18 protein-coding genes are annotated in these 18,758 nt (G+C 61.0%); 8 read left to right on the top strand and 10 right to left on the bottom strand.

Features of this window, described 5'->3' with window-relative positions; genetic code table 11:
- Window positions 1–2: 2 nt before the first annotated feature.
- Complete coding sequence (locus ATE48_RS00715; protein ID WP_066766804.1) at window positions 3–860, top strand: LpxI family protein; 858 nt, start codon at window positions 3–5, stop codon at window positions 858–860.
- Window positions 857–1,993, top strand: coding sequence for a lipid-A-disaccharide synthase (gene lpxB / locus ATE48_RS00710; RefSeq protein WP_066766802.1), 1,137 nt, complete (start codon window positions 857–859; stop codon window positions 1,991–1,993). The genes ATE48_RS00715 and lpxB overlap by 4 nt, the downstream gene beginning before the upstream one ends.
- Here the strand turns inward: lpxB and gltA are convergent.
- The 9 genes from gltA to ATE48_RS00665 all read right to left on the bottom strand — a co-directional run bounded on the left by gltA (window position 1,990) and on the right by ATE48_RS00665 (window position 12,523).
- The gene (gene gltA, locus ATE48_RS00705) at window positions 1,990–3,294 is read right to left on the bottom strand and encodes a citrate synthase (RefSeq protein ID WP_066766800.1); all 1,305 of its coding nucleotides are present in this window, start codon (window positions 3,292–3,294) and stop codon (window positions 1,990–1,992) included. The two genes, lpxB and gltA, sit on opposite strands and share 4 nt — an antisense overlap.
- Window positions 3,295–3,306: 12 nt before the next feature.
- A complete protein-coding gene (gene gltX / locus ATE48_RS00700; RefSeq protein WP_066766797.1) occupies window positions 3,307–4,695 on the bottom strand; it encodes a glutamate--tRNA ligase in 1,389 nt (462 codons plus the stop codon).
- 416 nt (window positions 4,696–5,111) lie between these two features.
- The gene (gene lexA, locus ATE48_RS00695; protein ID WP_066766794.1) at window positions 5,112–5,789 is read right to left on the bottom strand and encodes a transcriptional repressor LexA; all 678 of its coding nucleotides are present in this window, start codon (window positions 5,787–5,789) and stop codon (window positions 5,112–5,114) included.
- A gap of 71 nt (window positions 5,790–5,860) precedes the next feature.
- Window positions 5,861–6,637, bottom strand: a complete 777-nt coding sequence (trpC, locus tag ATE48_RS00690) for an indole-3-glycerol phosphate synthase TrpC (protein ID WP_066766791.1) — start codon at window positions 6,635–6,637, stop codon at window positions 5,861–5,863.
- The gene (gene trpD, locus ATE48_RS00685; protein WP_066766788.1) at window positions 6,634–7,644 is read right to left on the bottom strand and encodes an anthranilate phosphoribosyltransferase; all 1,011 of its coding nucleotides are present in this window, start codon (window positions 7,642–7,644) and stop codon (window positions 6,634–6,636) included. The genes trpC and trpD overlap by 4 nt, the downstream gene beginning before the upstream one ends.
- Window positions 7,641–8,216 carry an anthranilate synthase component II gene (locus ATE48_RS00680; protein ID WP_066766786.1) on the bottom strand — a complete coding sequence of 192 codons (576 nt, stop codon included), beginning with the start codon at window positions 8,214–8,216 and terminating at the stop codon, window positions 7,641–7,643. The genes trpD and ATE48_RS00680 overlap by 4 nt, the downstream gene beginning before the upstream one ends.
- A gap of 180 nt (window positions 8,217–8,396) precedes the next feature.
- Window positions 8,397–8,909 carry a hypothetical protein gene (locus ATE48_RS00675; RefSeq protein WP_066766782.1) on the bottom strand — a complete coding sequence of 171 codons (513 nt, stop codon included), beginning with the start codon at window positions 8,907–8,909 and terminating at the stop codon, window positions 8,397–8,399.
- Window positions 8,910–9,023: 114 nt separating this feature from the next.
- Window positions 9,024–10,571: an anthranilate synthase component I gene (trpE, locus tag ATE48_RS00670; RefSeq protein WP_066766779.1), complete on the bottom strand. Its 1,548-nt coding sequence runs from the start codon at window positions 10,569–10,571 to the stop codon at window positions 9,024–9,026.
- The gene (locus ATE48_RS00665) at window positions 10,568–12,523 is read right to left on the bottom strand and encodes a peptidylprolyl isomerase (protein WP_228126721.1); all 1,956 of its coding nucleotides are present in this window, start codon (window positions 12,521–12,523) and stop codon (window positions 10,568–10,570) included. The genes trpE and ATE48_RS00665 overlap by 4 nt, the downstream gene beginning before the upstream one ends.
- Before the next feature lie 98 nt (window positions 12,524–12,621).
- Here ATE48_RS00665 and tpiA point away from each other — a divergent pair, with 98 nt between their 5' ends.
- From tpiA to ATE48_RS00645, 4 genes are all read left to right on the top strand, one after another.
- On the top strand, window positions 12,622–13,380 hold the full coding sequence (tpiA, locus tag ATE48_RS00660) for a triose-phosphate isomerase (protein WP_066766769.1): 759 nt from the start codon (window positions 12,622–12,624) through the stop codon (window positions 13,378–13,380).
- A 112-nt stretch (window positions 13,381–13,492) separates the two neighbouring features.
- Entirely contained in the window at window positions 13,493–14,242 is a 750-nt protein-coding gene (gene secG, locus ATE48_RS00655) for a preprotein translocase subunit SecG (protein ID WP_066766768.1), read from the top strand.
- A 50-nt stretch (window positions 14,243–14,292) separates the two neighbouring features.
- A complete protein-coding gene (locus ATE48_RS00650) occupies window positions 14,293–15,927 on the top strand; it encodes a CTP synthase (RefSeq protein WP_066766767.1) in 1,635 nt (544 codons plus the stop codon).
- Window positions 15,928–15,973: 46 nt separating this feature from the next.
- Window positions 15,974–16,528 carry a tellurite resistance TerB family protein gene (locus ATE48_RS00645; protein WP_066766765.1) on the top strand — a complete coding sequence of 185 codons (555 nt, stop codon included), beginning with the start codon at window positions 15,974–15,976 and terminating at the stop codon, window positions 16,526–16,528.
- Here the strand turns inward: ATE48_RS00645 and ATE48_RS00640 are convergent.
- Complete coding sequence (locus tag ATE48_RS00640) at window positions 16,525–17,373, bottom strand: alpha/beta hydrolase (RefSeq protein WP_066766763.1); 849 nt, start codon at window positions 17,371–17,373, stop codon at window positions 16,525–16,527. The genes ATE48_RS00645 and ATE48_RS00640 overlap by 4 nt on opposite strands.
- 115 nt (window positions 17,374–17,488) lie before the next feature.
- Here ATE48_RS00640 and ATE48_RS00635 point away from each other — a divergent pair, with 115 nt between their 5' ends.
- Window positions 17,489–18,103, top strand: a complete 615-nt coding sequence (locus ATE48_RS00635) for a head GIN domain-containing protein (RefSeq protein ID WP_066766761.1) — start codon at window positions 17,489–17,491, stop codon at window positions 18,101–18,103.
- A gap of 10 nt (window positions 18,104–18,113) precedes the next feature.
- Window positions 18,114–18,734, top strand: coding sequence for a GIN domain-containing protein (locus ATE48_RS00630; RefSeq protein WP_066766759.1), 621 nt, complete (start codon window positions 18,114–18,116; stop codon window positions 18,732–18,734).
- Window positions 18,735–18,758 lie beyond the last annotated feature (24 nt).

Here is an 18,758-nt window from a genome sequence, read left to right as displayed (position 1 = left end):
CGATGAGCGGCTGGCGCAAGCTCGGCGTCATCGCCGGCGGCGGCGAGCTTCCGGTCGTGCTCGCAGAGCATCTCGCGGGGACGCAGCGTCCGTATTTTGTTGCCCGCGTGGCGCCGAATGCCGACCCGGCTCTCGATGCTCATCCCGGCGCAACACACGGTCTCGGCCAGATGGGCGCGCGTATGGATGCAATGCGCGAAGCCGGTTGCGATGCCGTCGTTCTGCTGGGCCAGGTCCAACGCCCAGACCTGAAGACACTCCAACTCGATGATGTCGCGATATCTATGCTCCCTGCCATTTTGGCGGCCATGCCAAAGGGTGATGACGCTCTGCTCCGTGCGGTTCTGAATGAGCATGAGAAGGCGGGCTTCACGGTGCTGGGCGCCGACCAAGTTATGAGCGATCTGCTGGCGACACCCGGCGTCTGGGGAGCGATTGCTCCAAACGAACAGCAAAAAAAGGAAATCGCCAAAGCCGCCAAGGTCGCTGCCGCGAGCGGCGCCTTCGATATCGGCCAGGGCGTCGTCGTATGCGACGGCCTGGTGCTCGCGGTCGAGGCGCAAGAAGGCACCGACGCGATGCTTCGCCGGGTCGCCGAATTGCCAACGGCAATTCGCGGTACGCCGCAAGCGCGCCGTGGCGTGTTGGTCAAGCGACCGAAGCCGATTCAGGAGCGCCGCATCGATCTGCCCACCATAGGCGTTCGAACGATAGAAGGCGCGGCTGGCGCCGGCCTCGCCGGGATCGCCGTGGAGGCCCAGGGCGCACTTGCGGTTCGGCGAGATGAGATCATCACCGCAGCTAATCGCGCGGGCATATTCGTCTACGGCTTCACCGCAAACGAAGTTGATGCAGCGTGACGAAACGGATCTTCCTCGTCGCGGCGGAATCCTCAGGTGATGCGCTAGGCGCCGATCTCGCGCGCGTGCTCAAAGAACGCAATTCCGCTTTGGACATCCAAGGCGTCGGCGGCCCCCTCATGACGGAGCAGGGCGTCCCGAGTCAGGCGGACATCAAAGGGCTTGCAGTCCTTGGGTTTATCGATGGCTTGCTTGCGTACTCGCGCGTTAAGGCGGCTGTGGCGGCGACGGTCTCGGCAATCTTGAAAGCCAAGCCAGACGTCGTGGTCCTGATCGATTCTTGGGGGTTCACGCTGCGGGTTGCGCTTGGCGTGCGCGCCGCTGCCCCAGAGATCAAGCTCGTCAAGTATATCGGCCCGCAAGTGTGGGCGACGCGTCCCGGGCGCGCCAAGACGTTGGCTGCCGCTGTCGACCATCTCATCTGCATCCATGATTTCGAGGTGCCGTTCTACGAGCCCTACGGACTTCAGTGCACGGTTTGCGGCCATCCCGCGCTTGGCCGTTACAGCCCCGGCGACGGTGCAGCGTTACGTGCGCGCCAAGGCTTCACACCCAAGGAGAAAATTATTCTCGTGCTGCCAGGCAGCCGTAGCGGCGAGATCCGTCGCATAGGGCCAACGCTTTGGGCCGCAGCCGAACTCCTGGATCGCGATCGTGACGTGCGGATCATTACCGTCGCAGCAAATAGCGTGCGTGAGCAGGTCACTGCGCAGGTGCCGGCCGCCATCCGCATTCTAGACGAGAAGGAAAAAGAAGATGCCTTTGCTGCCGCGACTGTTGCGCTCGCGGCGTCCGGCACAGTCACCACCGAAGTGGCCTTGCAGGGCACGCCTGTCATTGTCGGCTACAAGCTTGGCTGGATCACTTGGGCGATCGCGCGCGCGTTCCTCTTCAAGTCGAAATACGCCTCACTCATGAATGTCGCCGCGGACGCCGAGGTTGCGCCAGAGTTCATTCAAACGCGTTGCACGCCCGAGAACATAGCCGCAGCGGCTGCCCCCATCCTCGACAGCGCCGACGCCCGTGAAGAGCAAATCCGCGCGCAGGATGAAGCGCTCGCCAAGATGGGTAGGGGTGGCAGACCCGCGGCGGATATCGCCGCGGATGCCGTTTTCAACGTTCTGGAAGCTTAGCGGCGATCGAGAGCCACGTAGTCACGCTTCGGTGCGCCTGTGTAGACCTGCCGCGGGCGTCCGATCTTCTGACTCTCGTCTTCCATCATTTCCGTCCATTGCGCGATCCACCCAACAGTACGCGCGACGGCGAACAACACCGTGAACATGGAAGTCGGGAAGCCCATCGCACGCAACGTGATGCCTGAATAGAAATCGATGTTTGGATAAAGCTTGCGGCTCACGAAGTACTCATCGCTGAGCGCGATCTTCTCAAGTTCCATCGCAACTTTGAGCGTCGGATTATCAAGGCCGCCTGTTTCTTTCAGCACAGCATGGCAAAGCTTCTGCATCGCTTTCGCGCGCGGATCGTAGTTCTTGTAAACGCGGTGGCCAAATCCCATCAAACGGACATCGTCGTTCGGATCTTTCACGCGTCGTATAAATTCTGGGATGTTATCAACGTGCCCGATTTCTTCGAGCATGTTGAGCGCAGCTTCGTTGGCGCCGCCGTGAGCGGGTCCCCAGAGGCACGCGATGCCCGATGAAATGCAAGCAAACGGATTGGCGCCGGAGGAGCCCGCCAAACGCACTGTCGAGGTTGAGGCGTTTTGTTCGTGGTCGGCGTGAAGAATGAAGAACACGTCCATCGCGCGCGCCAAAACTGGGTTGACCTTGTAGTCCTCCGCCGGGACCGCGAAGCACATGCGCAGGAAGTTCGACGCATAGTCGAGTTCGTTGCGCGGGCTCACGAACGGTTGGCCGATGGAATATTTGAACGCGCGCGCCGCAATGGTCGGCATCTTCGCGATCAGGCGGTGGCTCGCGATCGTACGTTGCACCGGATCGTTGATGTCGGTGCTGTCGTGATAGAATGCGGCCAGAGCGCCAACAGTGCCCACCATGATCGCCATCGGGTGCGCGTCCCGGCGGAAGCCTTCAAAGAAGCGATCGAACTGCGCGTGCAGCATCGTGTGGTAGGTGATATCCTTAGCAAAGCGCTGATACTCGGCCGTGTTCGGCAGTTCGCCATTCGCCAAGAGATAGCAAACCTCGAGGAAACTTGAGTGCTCAGCCAATTGGTCGATCGGGTAGCCGCGATAGAGGAGCACGCCTTCATCGCCGTCGATGTAGGTGATCTGGCTCTCGCAGGAGGCCGTCGAGGTGAAGCCCGGATCGAAAGTGAACACGCCCGTCTGAGCGTAAAGTTTCCGAATATCGACGACGTCGGGCCCGACACTCCCGCCGTACACCGGCAGCTCAAGCTGCTTGTTGTTTACGGTGATCGTAGCCGAAGGCTTCTTGGTAATTTTGCTCTGCATCGACGTCCGTCCTCAAACTTGATCCGTGATGCGCGCCAGCGCTTCCTCACGGCCTAACAATTCCAGCGTCTGGCCCAAGTCTGGAGATGGCGTGCCGCCCGTGAGCGCCGCCCTCAGTCCCGGGCCGATTTGTCCTAAGCCAACGCCCTCGCTGGTAGCGAAAGCCTTAAGTGTGCTGCCAAGTGCTACATGATTCCACGATGGCTCTTTTTCGAGCGCGTCACGCAGGCGCGAAAGGCGTGGCTTGAAGTCGTCGTTGAGCAACTTTTTCGCTGTGTCGTCAAGCGTTAGCGGTCGCTTGACCAGAACGAACCGCGCCTGTTCCGCAAGCTCGGGAATGGTCTTTGCTCGCTTTTTCAGCAGCGGAATGGCGCGCGTCAAAGCAGCCGCCGAGTCGCCGCCTAATGGAGCATCATCCGCGGCCTTCAGATGCTCTTCGACGAGGCGTGTCACACGTGCGTCATCGGCCAAAGAAAGGAAGTGCGCGTTGACTGAATCCAACTTCTTGAAGTCGAGCCGCGCCGGGGCTTTGCCGATTTGGCCGATCTCAAATTGTGGAATCGCATCTTCCTTGGTCAGAATTTCATCGTGACCTGGACTCCAGCCTAGCCGCATAAGGTAGGCATTCATGGCTTCGGGCAGATACCCCATGTCGCGCCATTCGTGCACCGCCTGTGCGCCGTGGCGCTTCGAAAGTTTCTTACCGTCTTCGCCGTGAATGAGCGGCACGTGCGCGAACAGCGGCGGCGTCCAATCCATGGCTCTGTAGATGACGATCTGCCGCGCAGCGTTGGTGAGGTGATCGTCACCGCGAATGACGTGGGTCACCGCCATGTCGTGATCGTCGACAACAACCGAAAGCATGTACGTCGGATTGCCGTCCGCACGGAGCATTACAAGATCGTCGATATCGCGCGCCTTGATCTGGACGTCGCCTTGGATCAGGTCAGCGTTGACCACCTCCCCCTCGTCGGGCGCGCGCAGGCGTACTGTGAACGGCGCCTCCGCTGACGGCGGCGCTTTTCCATCGCGATACGGTGAGCGGATTGCGCGACCCTCAGCGTGAGCTTGGCTGCGCGCTGCCTCTTGCTCTTGCGGCGTCATGTAGCAGCGAAAAGCCGTGCCGCGCGCAATCATCGCGCTGGCGGCCTCGCGATGGCGTTCGGCGCGCGCGAACTGATAGATCGTCTGCCCATCGTGCTTCAAGCCAAGCCACTCCATTCCCTCAAGAATGGCGTCGATCGCTTCTGGCGTAGAGCGAGCCCGGTCGGTGTCTTCAATTCTAAGAAGGAAGGTGCCGCCCATCTTTTTCGCGAACAGCCAATTGAAAAGGGCGGTACGCGCGCCTCCGATATGGAGGTAGCCTGTGGGCGAGGGGGCAAAGCGTGTGACGACGCTCATCGGGGGCAACGTGGGATGGTCAAAACGGGCGCGTGGTAGCACGCGTGAAGCGTTTTCTCCTAGCCGCGCTCTGAGTGCTGTTTTGACCCTCCAGCGGGACCGTTGGATGTTAGGGCTCCCGCTCGCAATGATCGCCGGCGCCGCCGCCTGGATGCTGGCGCCTACTAAGCCACCCGTTTCAATAGGGCCCGCGGCATTCTTGGTCGCGACCGCAGGCGCGCTCGCGTCACTTGTTGGGCCTCACGCAACGCCAACAACCTGGACGGCACGATTAAGACAGGTGCTGGCTGACATGTTCGCGTTGCTGGCTGCTGCGGGACTCGGCGCGCCAGCAGCAAACGCGCGCGCCGCAGCGTCGAACGCGCCTGGCGCTGAGACATTCATCGCCTATGGACGCCACGAACACCCAGCGCAGATCACGAATAGCGGCGGATCATCGCTACAAGCTTGCCCTGAACGCGCACACGATCCGGTCCGAAGATACGCGTTTCATAGGCGGGGTTTGCGGCTTCAAGTGCGATCGAGTTACCGCGCTTGCGCAAACGCTTCAGAGTGGCTTCTTCGTTGTCCACCAACGCCACGACGATATCGCCACTGTCGGCGGTTTCGACGCGTTTAATGATCACGACGTCGCCGTCGAGGATGCCGGCCTGGATCATCGAGTCGCCTTTGACTTCGAGCGCGAAGTGATCGCCCGAGCCAAGAAGGTCCTCTGGCGCCTGAACACGGCCGACTTCGCTTTGGATCGCCTCAATCGGCACTCCCGCTGCAATTTGCCCAAGGATCGGGATACCAGCGGAGGAGGGGCTAACACGCCCGTCGCCGACGACCGACGGCTTGAACGACTGGCGCCCCTTGGGCGGCGCTGAAGGGGCTGCGCTGTCCGGCAGCTTCAAGACTTCGAGAGCCCGTGCGCGGTGGGGCAGACGACGCAGGAAACCGCGCTCCTCAAGCGCAGTAATCAGTCTGTGAATGCCCGACTTGGACGCTAGATCGAGCGCCTCTTTCATTTCATCGAACGAGGGCGAAACGCCTGTCTCTTTGATCCGCTCATGGATGTAGAGCAGCAGTTCTTTTTGTTTCGCTGTCAGCATGACTTGGGACCAAATGGTGAACGATGTCACGTTCTATATCCGTTCCAAGTGCAGGGTCAAGTCCAGTTTGGTTAACGCCGAAGTAGTGAGCGCGTAGCTTTCGCCACATCAGCTTGGCGCATCAAACTCTCGCCCACGAGAAATGCTGAAGCGCCGGCAGCGCTCAGCCGCGCTATTTCTTCATGGCTGAAGATGCCAGATTCCGAGACGATCGTTGCACCGTTCGACACATGCGCAGCAAGGCGCTCGGTGGCGCCTAAGTCCGTCTCGAATGTTGCAAGCGATCTGTTGTTGATTCCAATCAGCTTGAATCCCAGCCGCAGCGCCCGCGCCATCTCGGATTCGTCGTGTACTTCAACCAACGCATCCATACCGTACGCTTCGGCAGCGTCGTTGAGATCCGATGCGAGCGCATCGTCAACGACCGCGAGAATAATCAGTATTGCATCAGCGCCAATGGAACGGCTCTCAGCGATCTGCCATTCATCGACCATGAAATCCTTGCGCAAAACGGGGAGGCTGCAGGCGGTTCGTGCAGCGACGAGATAGTCCTCATGTCCCTGAAAACTCGGCGCGTCCGTCAGCACCGAAAGACATGTTGCGCCTCCAAGCGCGTAGGCTTGGGCGAGCGCTGCGGGATTGAAGTCCGCGCGAATGAGCCCCTTCGAGGGACTGGCCTTCTTGATTTCCGCAATAAGCGCCGGCTTTTGAGCTTTGAGCGCGCGGGCAAAGCCTCGCGGCGGAGTCTGCCTGCGGACGGCATCATCCAAATCACGCTGCGACGTGGACGTTTTGCGCGCCGCTACCTCATCGCGCTTATAGGCCACGATCCGTTCGAGGACGCTCACGGGGCGCTCCTGGATACTTCAATCAAGCAAGCCAATGCTTCACGCGCCGCGCCACTGTCCAGCGATTCAATCGCCAATCGATGACCTTCAACGACGCCTGCCGCTCTGCCTGCAACGAAGAGTGCGGCGGCAGCGTTGATCAAAACCGCGGCGCGATGCCCAGGCCGGCCACCGCCACTCAACATCGCGCGCATTTCTTCTGCATTCTCCTGTGCCGCGCCGCCTCGAAGATCGGGATGCACGTCCGCCGCTCTCGTGGCGGGTTGGTGGGCGATTTGGCCACCATCTAATGTCGCTACACAATTGGCGTCCTGGCCCGCCGCCGAAAGTTCATCGAGCCCGCCAGCGCCATGGACGACAAGCGCCTTTTCGCAACCAAGTTGGTGTAGAGCGCCAGCCACCGGGTCTACGAAATCTGCACTGAAGACGCCTACCAGCTGCCGCTTGACACCCGCAGGATTGGACAGAGGGCCGAGCAGGTTGAAGATCGTGCGCTTGCCGATTTCACGCCGCGCCAACGCCACGTGACGCATCGCGGGGTGATGATTTTGTGCAAACAGAAAAGCCACGCGCGCCTCGCGAAGGCAGCGTTCAAGGAGTGCGATATCGCCGGTCAATCGAACACCCAGCGCTTCGAGCACGTCCGCGGCGCCAGACTTCGAACTCATGGCGCGATTGCCGTGCTTGGCGACGGGGACGCCGCAACCAGCAACGACGAACGCCACTGCCGTCGAGATGTTCAGCGTGTGAGCGCCATCGCCACCCGTCCCGCATACATCAACGGCGCCCGCAGGCGCGGTGAGCCCCACCATGCGCGAGCGTAACGCCCGCGCACCGGACGCAATCAAGGACGGATCATGCATCAACGGCGTCGTGAGCGTAAGGAAGCGCTTGATGTCGTCATGAGCGGCGACGCCGTCCATAATCTCCCTGAAAGCGCCGTCGACGGTCTCTGTTGGCAGCGGTTGGCCGGCTTCTAGGACAGCAAAACAAGCGCGGAGACTCATCGGAGATTCGCGGCCACAAGGAAGTTTCGCACGATCGCATGCCCATGCTCTGACGCGATCGACTCCGGATGAAACTGCACCCCAAAGACCGGGCGCGACTTGTGTGAAAGTCCCATCACCTCGCCATCGCTGGTTTCAGCGTCGATGTTCAGCTCCGCTGGAAACGTTGCGCGCTTCACTGCCAGTGAATGGTAGCGCGTCGCTCGAAACGGAGAGGGTAGACCTCGAAACAAGCCGCCACCGCAATGGGTCACTTCCGAGACTTTGCCGTGCATGATCTCCTGCGCACCAACCACATCGCCGCCAAAGGCTTGGCCCATCGCCTGATGGCCAAGGCACACGCCGAACATCGGCAGATCGTGCGGGGCCTTGGCCAGCAACTCAAGGCAGATCCCGGCCTCGGCCGGGGTGCAGGGGCCAGGCGAAAGGATAATCGCTTTGGGCCTCTTTTTCAGAACGCCCTCGACGCTCAACGCATCGTTGCGAACCACTTCAGCGTTAACACCGAAGTCCTCGACGTAATGGACGAGGTTGTAGACGAAACTATCGTAGTTATCGATGACGAGGAGCATGGGACTCACGAAGCGGCAAGACGATCGGATTAAAGCGTCGTCACGCGCGCCATCGTTCGGAGTTCGACTGCTTGTCCATCACCCACAGTCTAGACGAATTCGCCGTCATGCAAACTGGATGACCGGAAAAAGAAATGGCGAGCCCGAAGGCTCGCCAGCTTAGCGTAGCGGTGGGCGCGATTAGCGTCCTGGCGCCCCGCCAAGCGCTTCCAATTGAGCCCGATTAAGATCGTCGCTCGTATACCGGCCATCTGCCACCGCTAGTTGAACGGGCTGCGGCAGGTCAGAGGAGGCAGCGGCGTTTGCTGAAGCGTCCCCTTGGACCGTGAGAGTTGGCGCATATGCTGACGCTTCGGCCTCGCCACTCGCCGTTGCCCCACCAGCCTCGGCTGCATTTTCCGTAGTTTCAGCCGCCGCATTGATCGTAGGGCGTGCGTCAGGTGTGGTGATGGTCGCTGCGGCGGTTGTGTCTGGGGTCGTGGTGGGGGAGACGATCTCGGCAGCGGCTTCCCCGGTTCCACTCTGAGGCGCCGCTGCCGCTTGGCCTGCCTCGGTGGCCTGCGTCACCGGCGCGGTGACGCTCGGAGTGGTGACCGTCCCTTGCACCGTTTCACCTGAGCTTATTTGAGCGAAAGCGGGCGCTGCCAAAGCAAGTGCGGCGCTGGCGCCAGAAGCGATCAAGAACTTTTTCATGCGGACTCTCCAAGCGACCTGGAAGGGAGGTTCCAGCGTGATTGAACGCAAGACAACGCATGCGCCCGTTGTTGGGGGCCGCGGAACTTCGTTTAATTCATCGTAAGCGTGGAACTAAGCGTACCGCCAAGCTTCACTGGCCGCGCGGAAGAGCGCGCGCGACTTATGGAGCGTCTCTTGCAGTTCCGCTTCCGGATCGCTGTCCAGCACCACGCCACCGCCAGCTTGAACGAATAGCTTTCCGTCTTTCACCACTGCGGTACGCAAGGCGATACAAGTATCCATATCGCCACCAGCGCCGAAATAACCGACCCCGCCAGCGTAGATTCCGCGCTTGTGCGGCTCGACTTCGTTGATGATTTCCATCGCACGAATTTTCGGTGCGCCGGTTACGGTGCCGTGCGGAAATCCCGCCAACAGTGCGTCGAGCGCCGAGAGATCGGGTTTCAGCTCGCCCTCGACGTTGGACACGATGTGCATCACGTGGCTGTAGCGCTCGATCGTGAACGCCTCAGTCACACGAACGTGCGCCGAACCCGCGGTGGCCGCCGCCGCATTCGATCCTGCCTTTGATCCGCGCACGGCAACTCGCCCCAAATCGTTACGTGCGAGGTCTACGAGCATGAGATGTTCCGCACGCTCCTTCGGATCTGCTAGTAGATCTTGCTCAAGCGCACTATCCTCGGCTGGCGTTGCCCCGCGCGGCCGCGTGCCCGCGATAGGACGAATGGTGATCGTATCACCGCGCTTGCGAACCAGGATTTCGGGACTCGAACCCACCACCGCAAAGTCGGCAAAGTTCAAATAGTACAGAAACGGCGAGGGATTCATCCGTCGCAGCGAGCGATACAACGCAAACGGCGGCGCCTTGAGCGGCGCTGAAAAGCGCTGACTGGGCACGACTTGAAAGATGTCGCCGGCGCGGCAGTAAGCTTTGCACTTCGTAACCAACGCACGGTACGCGTCCGGCGCGGTATTCGAGTGGGGCTCAACGACTTCGGGGGCGAGCACCTTGCCACTTTTTCGGGGCAGAGGGCGATCCAGCGCGCGCCACACGCGCTCCAAACGCACGCGCGCCGCCTCGTAAGCGCCGGCGGCTGATTGTCCAGCGCGTCTGCGCGCGGGTGTGATCAGCGTGATTTCACCAGTTACGTTGTCAAACACCGCCACGATTGTGGGTCTGACCAACAATGCTTCTGGCGTTCCAATTGGATCGGCTTCCTTCGCAGGGAGCCGCTCAACTTGGCGGACCATATCGTAGCCGAGGTAGCCAAATAGTCCTGCGGACATCGGCGGCAAATGATCCGGGAGTTTCAACGCAGAACGGCTGAGCAGTTTCCGTAAGCTCTTCAGGGGCGCGTCACGTTGAGGACGAAACGCGCTATCGGCAAAACCTCCGCGACTGATTGCGGCCTTCCCGTCTCGAACACGCCAAACGAGATCCGGCTTCAATCCAATGATTGAGTAGCGACCGCGAAAATCGCCGCCTTGAACGCTCTCAAGAAGAAAAGCGCCAGGCTTGCCGGCGCCTAACTTCAACATCGCGGCAACTGGCGTCTCAAGGTCGGAAACGCGACGCATCCACACCACGCCACCACCCGTGGCGTGGGCCTCAGCGTAATCGGCTAGCGCCGGTTCCAGCGCTACCGCAGTCGCGTTCATTGACCTTCTTCGTCAGTCGCGTTCGAGGCGCGGTACACGCTGGTGATGACAGCCTCGTTGCGGCGGGGATTAGCGCTCGATACGATCTCGCCTTGGATGGCTTCCATGACGCTTGTGCTGACGCCGCAATAGGGCGGGGCGCCTGCTTGGAGAGCTTGCTGCAAGCACGGGCGCTCCGCGTAAGTGCGTGTGGCTTCCAAGATTTGGGGATCGGCCGCCGAGATGTCGGGACGGTTGATGTGCTCGACGACCGCGACGAGAACGCCAGCGCGACCAACCTCACTGATAGCCGCGCCTTCGGCGGCGCCGAACGTCTGGCTCGCCAGACCTTGTGGCAGACCTTGCATCGCTGAGCGACGATCGAGGGTACGCGACGCAACGACGACACGAGCCCGGTTCGCCGCTGCGGCTTGCGCGAGCGTTTGACCGCCATTGACTGCCGCCGTGATCTGTTCACCCAACTCGCGCAGACGACGCGCGCGCTCACGCTGGATCCATCCTTCCACCAGTTCAGCGCGAACCTCGGCGAGGGGCCGCACGCTTGCCGGGATGATGCGATCAACGCCTGCGATTACGTCCGCATCACCAGCCGGTGTGAAATCGGTCGCTTCGCCTTCGGCAGTCTGGAACGCGACCGACAAGACTTGTTCACTGCCAGCCAAGGCCTCGACCGGACGACCTTGCTGGTCGCGGCCGCCAGCCTCCACCGCTGCAATAGTGACAGTCGGAAGGCCATTCGCACGGGCCGCGTCGGCCAACGATGCGCCACCAGCGCGCGCTTCTTCAAATGCTGAAATCGCGGAGCTCAGAAGGTCATGGGCCTCGTCTGCCGCAATGGCGTTGCGGAGTTCATCACGATGTTCAGCGTAAGTTGGCGTCACCGCAGGCGTAGAAGATTCAACCCGCACGACGACGAACGGCGACAGCGAAGCGCGCGCCGCAACTGCAGGCCCGCGCACCCGAGCGCTGAACACGGCAGCGCCGACCGCATCGTCTGGCACTTCCGCTTGGGTTTGGTTTTCACCGCGCGTCACTTGCAGGCCGAGGGCTTGTGCAACCGCAGCGGCGCTCTCACCACGGTTCAAGCGAGCGGCAATGTCGTTTGCCTGGGTTTCGCTTGTCGCGGTGATACGCACATAGGTGCGGCGTTCCGGTTGCGTGAGGGTGGCAACGCGGGCGTCAAACTCCTCCCGAATGCGTGCTTCTGGGACCTCCACGCGTCCTGCGAAATCCGAGGGACGCGCATAGACCAGCGTGAGTGCGCGGAATTCTGGCAATCGAAGCGCTTGCTCGTTGTCTTCGTAGAACGCTTGCACCTGCGCGTCGTTGGGCTGGGGAATTGTGCCAACAGCAGAGGCGGGCGCCTCTGCAACGGAGATGACGCGCGTCTCGGAGTCGAACGCGTAGGTCAGTGCGCCGAAGCTTGATGGCGCGCGAATGCCAGTCGCCAGCGACTGGATCAGCATCTGCGTCGTGAGGTCACCGCGTACGTCGCGTTCGAATTCTGGCTGCGTGTAACGCATCTGCTGCAAGAATGCTTCATAAGACGTCTCGTCAAAAGCACCGGTCACGGCATTGTGGACTGCCGGAATCTCACGGATGCGGTTGGCAACCATCAGATCGCTCGCGCTCACGCCCACCTTGTCGGCATAAACATACATCGCGACGCGGTTAATCATGCCCTCAAGCAAACGGAGATGGAGACCTGCATCGACAGCTTCTTGCTGGCTAATGTTGTTGCCGTTGGCGCGTTCGCCGCGGAGCGTCAGCTCCATCTCGCGCGTCAGTTCGGGTGGCGTAATATCTCTGCCGCCGACATTCGCTACGGCATTGCTTCCGCCGATGTTGAAGCCGCTGTTCGGGATCAAGAACAGAACCGTGGCCAGGCCAACGAGGCCGACAATGATGGTCGCGATCCAGCCGCGGGTGATATTCCGAAATTGCAGAAGCATGAGCCGTTCCGTATGCGTGAGGCGGCGGACCATAGAGAGCGCCCCTCGAAGGGGCAATTGTCGCATGCCGCCGCAGCGGTTCAGTCAGGGGAGAGGGTATGGGCGCGCGTAAGCCGTTGATCGCGGGAAATTGGAAGATGTTCGGCCGCGCCGCTGATTTGGCCGAAATAGGGGTATTGGCCGAAACAATCGGCGCTGCCGCAGGGCGGATCGACATCCTCATTTGCCCCCCAGCCGCCTACGTTCAGTCTTCCGCCTGGCAAAATCGGTCGGGCCCCATTCTCATTGGCGCACAGGACTGTAGCCCGAATGGCGCCGATGCTGCCCGTACCGGAGAGGTCAGCGCAGCAATGTTGGCGGATGCGGGCGCCAAATACGTCATCGTCGGCCATTCTGAGCGCCGACAAATTCACAAAGAAACTGACGATCTTGTGAGGCAGAAGGCTGAAGCGGCGCTATCGGCTGGGCTCATTCCGATTGTCTGTGTCGGCGAAACCCAAGACGAGCGGACGGCAGGAAAGGTGGCCGACGTGGTCGGCCGGCAGGTACGTAGTAGCGTTCCTTCCCAAAGCGGGGCCTTTGTGGTGGCGTATGAACCTGTTTGGGCGATCGGGGGAAATTCGACCCCGACGCTAGCTGAAATCGCCGAGGTCCATGCCCTCATTCGCGAAACGCTCGCTGGTCAATTCGGTGGGCAAGCGAACGACACCCGCATTTTGTATGGTGGCTCGGTCAATCCAAAGAACGCAGGCGAGATATTCACCGTAGCGGGCGTGGACGGCGCCCTTGTTGGGCGTGCGAGCCTGAAAGCCGCTGACTTTTCGGCCATAATTCTTGGTCATCCGGCTGCGGTGTAAGGATGCACGGCGGCGGGCTGGTGTTTAGGATCGGCCTCAGCTATTGAGCGCCCTTTCGCGCGCACCCATGTATGGGCGCGAGCTAAACGGCGCGTGGGAGACGGGCAGGCACATGGAATTGGTCGTTCTCAGCATCCACTTGCTCGTTTGCATCTGCCTTATTGGCCTGGTGCTGTTGCAGCGTTCCGAAGGCGGCGCGCTGGGCATGGGCGGTGGCGGCGGCGGCGCACTGATGAGCGGCCGCGGCGCAGCTGATGCGCTCGCCAAGATGACCTCCGTAGCGGGTGGCTTCTTCATCGTGACGTCGCTTGGTCTCACTTTGATCGCAGGCGCTGCGAACACCAGCGGACGCTCAGTTATGGACTTGCTGCCGACCCAGACAGCGCCAGCAACAACCGCGCCCGCTACCACGACCGAAGAACCAGCGACCGCCCCCGCTGAGACGCCAGATCCGACTGAAGGTCGCGGTCCGTCGGTGAACGAATTTGCGCTTGGGCCGGCCAACGCCGAAGCCAGCACGCCGCGCACGTCAGCGCCGGCCCCATCCACCGCCAGCACGCGAGCGGGCCCGATCGAGAACCGTCCAACCCAGACTGCCGCCGTAACGCCGCGTCAAACGACCCCGGTCAACACCTCGGGCGCGGCGCAACGCACGACTTCGCCAACGACGCAACGTACCGCCCCCGCAACTACCCAGGGCAACACTCAGGTCGCGGCCCAGCGTACGCCGCCAGCGACGACGTCGAACAACTCAGTTTCTGGCATCGATCTCACAACTGATAGCCAGCTCGGTACCGAATCGGGAGACTCTGATAACGGAGTGGCTGCCGTCCGGCGCGAGCGCGCTGGCCCCGATCAATAAACCCGTAGTCCGGGCGGGGCAGAAGTCGGCCTGGGCAAGTCGGAAGGATAATGGCGCGTTACGTCTTCATTACCGGTGGAGTGGTCTCTTCCTTGGGGAAGGGCATCGCCTCCGCCGCCCTCGGCGCGTTGCTTCAAGCACGCGGATACCGGGTCCGTCTGCGCAAACTGGACCCATACCTTAACGTCGATCCTGGCACGATGAGCCCGTATCAGCACGGGGAAGTCTTCGTCACTGACGATGGCGCAGAGACCGATCTCGATCTCGGCCACTACGAACGCTTTACCGGCGTTTCCGCGCACCAAGCCGACAACATTACGACTGGGCGCATCTACCAAGACATCATCGCGAAGGAACGTCGTGGTGACTATCTTGGCGCCACCGTTCAGGTGATCCCACACGTCACCAACGCGATCAAAGATTTCATTCTTTCTGACCACGGTGATGCGGATTTCGTGCTCTGTGAAATTGGAGGCACGGTTGGCGATATCGAGGGGTTGCCGTTCTTCGAGGCCATTCGTCAGCTCGGGCAAGAATTAGATCCCGGCCAGGCCGCATTCGTCCACCTCACGCTGCTTCCGTACATTCCGTCGGCGGGCGAAATGAAAACGAAGCCGACGCAGCACTCGGTAAAGGAGCTGCGCTCAATCGGTATTCAGCCCAACATCTTGCTGTGCCGCTGCGATCGCCCAATCCCAGAGGACGAAAAGCGCAAGATCGCATTGTTCTGCAACGTTCGCGAAAGCGCAGTCATCGAAGCGCGCGATCTACAAACAATCTATGAAGCGCCGATTGCCTATCACTTCGCAGGTCTCGACACGGAATTGCTGAAGCATTTCGGCGTCACCGTTGCGCCTCAGCCTGACATGGCGAAGTGGGAGACCATCGTTCAGCGCCTGAAGTCACCGGATGGCGAAGTGACGATTGGTGTCGTCGGAAAATACACAGAGCTGAAAGACGCCTACAAATCTTTGATCGAAGCGCTGCATCACGGCGGCGTTGCCAACAACGTCAAAGTGAACATCCGCTGGATCGAAAGCGAAAAGTTCGAGGAGAGGGGCGACGCTTGGCACCAGGATTTGCACGGTGTTCACGGCGTGCTTGTCCCCGGTGGCTTTGGTGAGCGTGGGAGCGAGGGAAAAATCGCGGCCGTTACCTTCGCGCGTGAGCATCTGACGCCGTATTTCGGGATCTGCTTTGGTATGCAGATGGCCTGCATTGAGGCGGCGCGGAATCAGGCGGGGCTCAAAGGCGCAAGTTCGACGGAATTCGGCGCGGCCAAACACCCGGTCGTCGGCCTTATGACGGAATGGCTGAAGGGAAACGAACTCGAGAAGCGCGCGAGCGCTGGCGATTTGGGCGGCACGATGCGTCTAGGCGCCTACAATGCGGCGCTCGAACCAGGCAGCAAGGTCGCGGAAATCTACGGCGCCACGACGATCAGCGAGCGGCATCGCCATCGCTACGAAGTGAACACGAAGTACCGCGACAAGCTGGAAGAGGCCGGACTGATCTTCTCGGGCATGAGCCCCGACGGTCTGCTGCCGGAAATCGTCGAACGCCGCGACCACCCTTGGTTTATCGGCGTCCAATATCACCCGGAACTCAAGAGCCGTCCGTTCGAGCCGCACCCATTGTTTGCGAGCTTTATCGCAGCGGCCGTCGAGCAATCACGTCTCGTCTAAGACGTTTCCCATCGACACGGACCGCGCCCCACTCTAGGCGGGTGATATGATGTTCTTTCTTGCTCAAGGTGCGAGTGACGCTGGCGGCGCTCAAGCTTCCAGCGGCGGTCCCGTCATCGCGCTCTTCGTTATTGTCGCCGCTCTTGGGCTTTGGTTCGCGCTGCGCACCTTCATTCGTGGCCTGCAAGCAAGCAAGACCGAAACAGCGACCGGCGGCGATTTCTCTGGCTATGCCCTTGAGGCCTTGGTCAATGCGGCAAAGCTTGATGGCCGCGTAAACGAACAAGAAAAGCGCGCCATAGCGGTTGCGATGCGTGAAATTGCTGGCGAGACGTTCGATGCGGGAAAAGTTGAAGAGTGCTTTACCCGTCAAGGGTTGAACAAGGCCGAACTGATTTCATTTTTGGCAGCACGTTCGGGCGCGTTCAGCCGCGATCAAAAGGTCGCTCTTTTGCGAGCTCTGATGAGCGTGTTCGTATCGGACGGAAAGTTTGAAGAGAGCGAACACGGCGCGCTCATGGATTATACGGCGGCTGTTGGCTTTGACCGCGAAGGCGCCCCGCAATTGTTGCGCAGCTTCACACGCGGCAGCATAACCTAAGCGGTCACGCGCTCTGCAAACGCGACCACATCGGTGAGCGTGGGAGCGCGGACCCTTAAGGGCCGTGACAGCGCAAGCATGATGTCGACGTGATTGACGCCTGGATAAGTTCTCGCCTCGACGTCGCCGCCGGCGGCTCGCATCGCGGCCTCTAACCCGTGAAGATTGCGCGGCCCGACGGTGGTGTCGGCCTCACCCCAAAGCAGCAATAAGGGCGGCGCATCGGCACGCGCGAAATGCACCGGTTGAGTGAGTGCTAAATCGTGCGCCTGACCGAAGGCATCGCGCGTAGCGTCCACATCAAACGGCAAAAAATCGTAAGGTCCCGCGAGCCCCACAACACCGCGCACCCGCGACGCATCGACACCGGCATCGCGCAGGTAGTGCGCGTCGAGACCAAGCATTATTGCGTTGTAGGCGCCGGCTGAGTGCCCGACGAGGACAATGCGCAAAGGATCGCCACCGAACTCGCTGATGTGATCTTGCGTCCATCGCATTGCTGCGGCGCAATCATCCACGAACGATGGAAACCGGACCTCTGGCACCAGCCGGTAATCGGGGATCACAGTGACGAAACCGCGCGATGCAAGCGCGGCTCCCGCGAACGAATAGTCGCCTTTGTCACCCGAACTCCACGATCCACCGTAAATGAAAACGACGACAGGGTGGGGGCCTCCATCTAGAGGCGCGTAGACGTCGAGTTGCCGGCGACGTCCATCGCCATAAGCTACGTCTTGCGCCACCCGCCGCGCTCCAGCGTCCTTGGGAACAAGGGCGTTGAAGGCGCCTAGGGTCGGCGTGCAGGCCGCCAAAAAGGCAGAGAGGAGGAGAGTTCTTCGATGCATTGGTGGAGCTTACGGCCAATTCCGCCGGTTAGATGCATCCAATCGGCAACCAGGGCGCATCCCTCCACCAAAGACCGGGCAAATTGCGCCTGGCTCCATAGGCAGGGGATTTCTCATGAGAATAGCTTTGGCAGCGTCCGTTATTGTCTTGGCTGCAACTGGCGTGGCCCAGGCCGAGACGCGCAGCGTTTCTGATTTCACTAGGGTAGAGGCCAATGCTGGGACGGACGTTCAAGTCACCATCGGTAGCGCCTTCCATGTTGAGGTCACCGGTCGAGACGCCGCTCGCATTCAAACGCGTCTCGACGGCGATACCCTCGTGGTTGAACCTGTTCGCGGTTGGTCCTGGCGCGGCCCGCGCCAAGCCAACATTCGCATCACGATGCCCCGCGTTGATGGCCTTTCTGCAGCGAGCGGGGCCGACCTCGTCGCAACCGGGATCAATGGCGGTGCAATCGAGCTTGAATCTTCGTCGGGGGCTGACCTCCGCGTAAGCGGCACCTGCTCAAGCTTCAATGCTGATGCTTCGAGCGGCGCCGATCTCGATGCGCAGAACCTACGCTGCGAGAATGGCCGTGTGGATGTCTCCTCTGGAGCGGATGCGCGAGTCAACGCCACGGGCCGACTCGATGTCGACGCCTCAAGTGGCGGCGGTGTTGTCGCTTACGGCAATCCTGGCATCGGCAACATCGACCTCTCATCCGGCGGTTCGCTCCGCCGTGCGGGCTAAGGACAAGAACATGCGCAGCACATTGATTACAGCGGCCGCTTTGGTTGCGCTCGTCTCCAGCGCGCATGCGCAGACACGCAATCTCTCCAACTTCAGCGGCGTCTCGGCCGCAGATCGGATCCACGTCGAAGTGAGCCAGGGAGAGAACTATCGCGTGGAAGTTTTCGGCTCCGACGCTTCTCGCGTGCAAACGCGTGTGGACAACGATGGCACTCTCGAAATCCGACGCACCAATCGTCCGTTTTGGGGTGAAACACCGCCGATCGACGCCACTGTGCGCGTGACGATGCCGACCGTTCGCAGGCTGGCTTCATCGCGCGGCGCCGAACTCACAGCATCCAACATCGCGGCGAACTCCATGTCTCTTGCGGCGGCTATGGGCGGTGAACTCCGCGTCAATGGCACCTGCACCAACGTAAGCGCGGCAGCATCCATGGGCGGCTCCATCCGCGCGGAAGGCTTCGAATGCCGTGACGCCAACATCGATGCCTCTATGGGTGGCGACGCACGCGTCTTCGCCTCAAACCGTTTCGACGCCGCCGCGTCCATGGGCGGTGCGGTGAACGTGAGCGGAGGCGGGCGCAGCAGCAACATTTCCACTTCGATGGGTGGCTCTGTAGAGAGCCGCTAACCGGAACTTTGGCGGTGGGGCCGC

This window comes from Candidatus Viadribacter manganicus, from assembly GCF_001679665.1.
Lineage (GTDB): Bacteria > Pseudomonadota > Alphaproteobacteria > Caulobacterales > Aquidulcibacteraceae > Vitreimonas > Vitreimonas manganica.
Note: the sequence above shows the minus strand (reverse complement) of the source record. Positions and strands in the feature narration are given on the sequence as shown.

Coding starts and splice junctions, on each gene's coding strand:
- ATE48_RS00665 (WP_228126721.1), bottom strand. CDS start 12,523: ATGCTTCTGCAATTTCGGAATATCACCCGCGGCTGGATCGCGACCATC.
- ATE48_RS00675 (WP_066766782.1), bottom strand. CDS start 8,909: ATGAAAAAGTTCTTGATCGCTTCTGGCGCCAGCGCCGCACTTGCTTTG.
- ATE48_RS00645 (WP_066766765.1), top strand. CDS start 15,974: ATGATGTTCTTTCTTGCTCAAGGTGCGAGTGACGCTGGCGGCGCTCAA.
- trpE (WP_066766779.1), bottom strand. CDS start 10,571: ATGAACGCGACTGCGGTAGCGCTGGAACCGGCGCTAGCCGATTACGCT.
- ATE48_RS00715 (WP_066766804.1), top strand. CDS start 3: ATGAGCGGCTGGCGCAAGCTCGGCGTCATCGCCGGCGGCGGCGAGCTT.
- ATE48_RS00630 (WP_066766759.1), top strand. CDS start 18,114: ATGCGCAGCACATTGATTACAGCGGCCGCTTTGGTTGCGCTCGTCTCC.
- ATE48_RS00680 (WP_066766786.1), bottom strand. CDS start 8,216: ATGCTCCTCGTCATCGATAACTACGATAGTTTCGTCTACAACCTCGTC.
- ATE48_RS00650 (WP_066766767.1), top strand. CDS start 14,293: ATGGCGCGTTACGTCTTCATTACCGGTGGAGTGGTCTCTTCCTTGGGG.
- gltA (WP_066766800.1), bottom strand. CDS start 3,294: ATGCAGAGCAAAATTACCAAGAAGCCTTCGGCTACGATCACCGTAAAC.
- trpD (WP_066766788.1), bottom strand. CDS start 7,644: ATGAGTCTCCGCGCTTGTTTTGCTGTCCTAGAAGCCGGCCAACCGCTG.
- secG (WP_066766768.1), top strand. CDS start 13,493: ATGGAATTGGTCGTTCTCAGCATCCACTTGCTCGTTTGCATCTGCCTT.
- ATE48_RS00635 (WP_066766761.1), top strand. CDS start 17,489: ATGAGAATAGCTTTGGCAGCGTCCGTTATTGTCTTGGCTGCAACTGGC.
- lexA (WP_066766794.1), bottom strand. CDS start 5,789: ATGCTGACAGCGAAACAAAAAGAACTGCTGCTCTACATCCATGAGCGG.
- ATE48_RS00640 (WP_066766763.1), bottom strand. CDS start 17,373: ATGCATCGAAGAACTCTCCTCCTCTCTGCCTTTTTGGCGGCCTGCACG.
- tpiA (WP_066766769.1), top strand. CDS start 12,622: ATGGGCGCGCGTAAGCCGTTGATCGCGGGAAATTGGAAGATGTTCGGC.
- gltX (WP_066766797.1), bottom strand. CDS start 4,695: ATGAGCGTCGTCACACGCTTTGCCCCCTCGCCCACAGGCTACCTCCAT.